This is a genomic window from Streptomyces glaucescens (assembly GCF_002154375.1).
In the GTDB taxonomy this organism is placed as follows: domain Bacteria; phylum Actinomycetota; class Actinomycetes; order Streptomycetales; family Streptomycetaceae; genus Streptomyces; species Streptomyces glaucescens.
Window position 1 is genome coordinate 1 of the sequence record NZ_MUND01000931.1, and the last position, 3,583, is coordinate 3,583.

4 protein-coding genes are annotated in these 3,583 nt (G+C 75.4%); all 4 read left to right on the top strand.

Annotated features, from left to right (window positions below):
- Nucleotides 1–366: PDZ domain-containing protein (locus CCN42_RS39395; RefSeq protein ID WP_245877679.1), on the top strand; the 366-nt coding region annotated here is incomplete at its 5' end.
- Between the two features lie 69 nt (nucleotides 367–435).
- Nucleotides 436–1,062, top strand: coding sequence for a LysE family translocator (locus CCN42_RS39400; protein ID WP_086741966.1), 627 nt, complete (start codon nucleotides 436–438; stop codon nucleotides 1,060–1,062).
- A gap of 114 nt (nucleotides 1,063–1,176) precedes the next feature.
- Entirely contained in the window at nucleotides 1,177–2,307 is a 1,131-nt protein-coding gene (locus tag CCN42_RS39405) for an aminopeptidase P family protein (RefSeq protein WP_086741967.1), read from the top strand.
- Between the two features lie 52 nt (nucleotides 2,308–2,359).
- Complete coding sequence (locus CCN42_RS39410) at nucleotides 2,360–3,304, top strand: aminoglycoside phosphotransferase family protein (RefSeq protein WP_086741968.1); 945 nt, start codon at nucleotides 2,360–2,362, stop codon at nucleotides 3,302–3,304.
- The last annotated feature ends 279 nt before the right edge of the window (nucleotides 3,305–3,583 follow it).

Sequence of the window (3,583 nt, forward strand, 5' to 3'; positions counted from 1 at the left end):
CAGCGGGCGCCGGGCCCGGCGGCCGCGGGCGGCCCGGCCGTGTCGGCGGGCTCCGGCCCGTCCGCGCCGCCCGGGTCCCGGGCACCCTCCCCGTCAGCCGCCGCGGCGATGCTCGGCGTGGCCGTGGTGGACGCCGAGAAGCCCGGTGCCCGGGTGGTCGGGGTGCACGCCCCGGGTCCCGGCCACACGGCGGGCCTGGTTCGCGGTGATGTGCTCCTCACCTTCGACGGCGCCCGGATCGACTCCGCCGCCGACCTGGCCCGTGCCGTCGGGCAGGCCGAGCCGGGCGAGGAGATCACGCTGACGGTGCGCCATGAGAGCGGCGGCTACCAGCAGCTCACGGCCGTCCCGGGCCTCGTGACCTGAGGCCGCGCGGAGCGGCGCGTCGCGAAAACCATTGGGCAGCCCGTCCCGCGCGAGGCCACGATGAGGCCCATGCTGAGCACCCTCCTCGCCTTTCTCGGCGCCTGCACCCTGATCGCCGCCTCGCCCGGACCGAGCACGGTGCTGATCATCAAGCAGTCGCTGCGCAGCCGCCGTTCCGGCTTCCTGACCGTGCTCGGCAACGAGACCGGCGTCTTCGTCTGGGGCGTGACCGCCGCCTTCGGCCTCACCGCCCTGCTCACCGCCTCCCAGGTGGCCTACGACGTGATGCGCTACGCCGGCGCCGCCGTCCTCGTCTGGTTCGGCGTCCAGGCCCTGCGCCATGCCCACCGGCTGCGGCACACCGGCGAGGCCGGGGAGGCCTGGCACGGCGTCGAGCGCGGCGGCTGGTCCGCCTACCGCGCGGGGCTGCTGCTCAACCTCGCCAACCCCAAGGCGGCCGTCTTCGCGCTGTCCTTCCTGCCGCAGTTCGTCCCCGCCGGCGCCCCGCACCTGCCCGCCATGGTCGGTCTCGCCGCGCTCTGGGCCGTCTACGAGATCGGCTACTACAGCCTCTACGTGTGGTTCGTCGGCCGGATGAAGGCCGCGCTGTCCCGCGCGGGGGTGCGCCGACGGCTGGAGCAGGTCTCCGGCGGCGTACTGCTGCTCCTCGGTATCCGGATGGCGCTGGAGGGCTGACCCGTGGCCGCGGACCCGTCCGAAAGTCTCGAAAGCACCGCACACCGGCTCGCGCCGCCCCCACTGTCCGGGCAGGATGCTGCCCGTGGTTCCCGCACCCGCCAGGAGGCCCGGATGACCGGCACCAGCACGCCCGCGCCCTTCACCGCCGACGACTACCGGGCCCGCATGGAGCGGGCCACTCGCGCCGCCGCCGACGCGGGACTGGCGGGACTCCTCGTCGCCCCCGGCCCGGACCTCGTGTGGCTCACCGGCTACGCGCCCACCGCCACCACCGAACGGCTCACCCTGCTCGTCCTCGCCCCCGGGCAGGACCCCGTCCTCGTCGTCCCCACCCTGGAGGCCCCGGACGCCGAGAAGGCCGCGGGCGCCCCCGTGCTGACCCTGCGCGACTGGACCGACGGCAAGGACCCCTACGCCGCCACCGCCGCCCTCCTGGACGCGTCCGGTCGCTTCGGGGTCAGCGACAACGCGTGGGCCCTGCACCTGCTGGGTCTGCAGAAGGCGCTGCCCCGCACCTCCTACGCCTCCCTCACCGAGGCCCTGCCGATGCTCCGCGCGGTGAAGGACGAGGCGGAGCTGCGGCTCCTCACGGCGGCGGGAGCCGCCGCCGACGCCACGTTCGAGGAGATCCGGAAGGTTCCCTTCGCCGGCCGCCGGGAGTCCGAGATCGCCGCGGATCTCGCCGACCTGCTGCGCCGGTTCGGCCACGAACAGGTCGACTTCACCATCGTCGCCTCCGGCCCCAACGGCGCCAACCCGCACCACGAGGTGGGCGACCGGGCCGTCGAACGCGGCGACATGGTCGTCCTCGACTTCGGCGGCCTCAAGGACGGCTACGGCTCCGACACCTCCCGCACGGTCCACGTCGGCGAACCCACCGACGAGGAACGCCGGGTACACGACATCGTCCGCGAGGCGCAGGAGGCGGGCTTCCGCGCGGTGCGGCCCGGCGCCGCCTGCCAGGAGGTCGACCGGGCCGCCCGCGCGGTCATCACCGACGCCGGGTACGGCGAGTACTTCATCCACCGCACCGGGCACGGCATCGGCGTCACCACGCACGAACCGCCGTACATGATCGAGGGCGAGGAACAGGCCCTCGTGCCCGGCATGTGCTTCTCCGTGGAGCCCGGGATCTACCTCCCCGGCCGGTTCGGCGTCCGCATCGAGGACATCGTGACCGTGACCGAGGACGGCGGCCGTCGTTTGAACAACACCCCGCGCGAGATGGTGACAGTGGACTGACCCCGCCCCGCCATCCCGTCCCCGTACGCCCCGCACACGACAACGGCCGACCATGACCCAGGCACCGACACCCACCGCGGACACCGTCCGCCGACTGGTCCGCTCCCTGCTCAGGGAGGGAACGGACACCGCCGCCGGCCCCGACGTCCGGCCGGTCGGCGGCGCCGCGGAGCCCGCCACCTGGTGGGTCGGCACCCGCCATGTGCTGCGCCTCGCACCGGACGCCGAGGCGGCCGTCCGCCAGCGCCGTGAACTGCGGGTGCGCGACCTGGTCCGGCCGCACCTCCCGATGGCCGTGCCGACCAGCGTGGCGCACGGCGAGTGGGCGCCCGGACTCACCTGCACGCTCGACACCAAGGTGCCCGGCGGCTCCGGCGAGGAGCACGACGTCTCCGCCCTCGGCGAGGCCGACCTCGCCGGGCTGCTCACCGGCCTGCGCGAGGTGCCGCCGCGGCAGGCCGAGGCGCTGGGCGTGCCGCGCACCGCCCCGCGCTCGCTGGAGGCACTGCGCCGGGCAGCCGGACAGGCTGCCGAACGCCTCGACGCGGCCGACGAGTTCGACGCGACGCGGCTGCGGCAGCTCACCCCGCCCGCGGCCGGCCAACTCGCCGCGCAGCCCGGCGGCGCCGTCCTGGTCCACCACGGACTCACCGGCGAGCACCTGGTCGTCAGCGCCGACGGGCGGGTGCGCGGTGTGCTCGGCTGGGCCGACACAGTCATCGGTGACCCGGCCGAGGACATCGCCGGGCTCGCCCGCGCCGTCGGCGCACCCGCCGCCGTCCGCGCCGCCACCCTCGCCGGCTACGGCGCCCGGCCCTGTCTGCGCGGCCTCTGGCTGGCCCGCTGCGACAGCGTCCTGCGCCTCGCCGAAACCCTCTCCGGCCGCCCCGTCGCCCCCCTCCCCCTCCTGCGCTCCCAGCTCCGCCGGACGTGGGAGCCGATCCTGCTCGAACGCGTGACGGACCTGAGGGAGGACGGCGCGGACGACACCCCTTAGGGGGTGTCGTCAGACTCCCGTCTGCCCCGCGACGCCCGGCGCGTACTCTCGCCGCACCGGACGAAAGCCCGAGTACGCCCAGTGCGCGGACTTCCGCCCGGCGCGCCGAGAGCATGCACCGGACGCCGCAAAGCCGTCCTGCGGACGACGACGGGAGTGTGACGACACCCCCTGGCGGGCACCGGGCGGCGCTTGCCTCCGGTGAGGCAGGCGAGAGGTCTGTGGACCTGCTGGGTCTTCGGCCGGGGCGGGGCCGTGCGGCGCGCCTGGGGCACGTCG

Coding starts and splice junctions, on each gene's coding strand:
- CCN42_RS39400 (WP_086741966.1), top strand. CDS start 436: ATGCTGAGCACCCTCCTCGCCTTTCTCGGCGCCTGCACCCTGATCGCC.
- CCN42_RS39405 (WP_086741967.1), top strand. CDS start 1,177: ATGACCGGCACCAGCACGCCCGCGCCCTTCACCGCCGACGACTACCGG.
- CCN42_RS39410 (WP_086741968.1), top strand. CDS start 2,360: ATGACCCAGGCACCGACACCCACCGCGGACACCGTCCGCCGACTGGTC.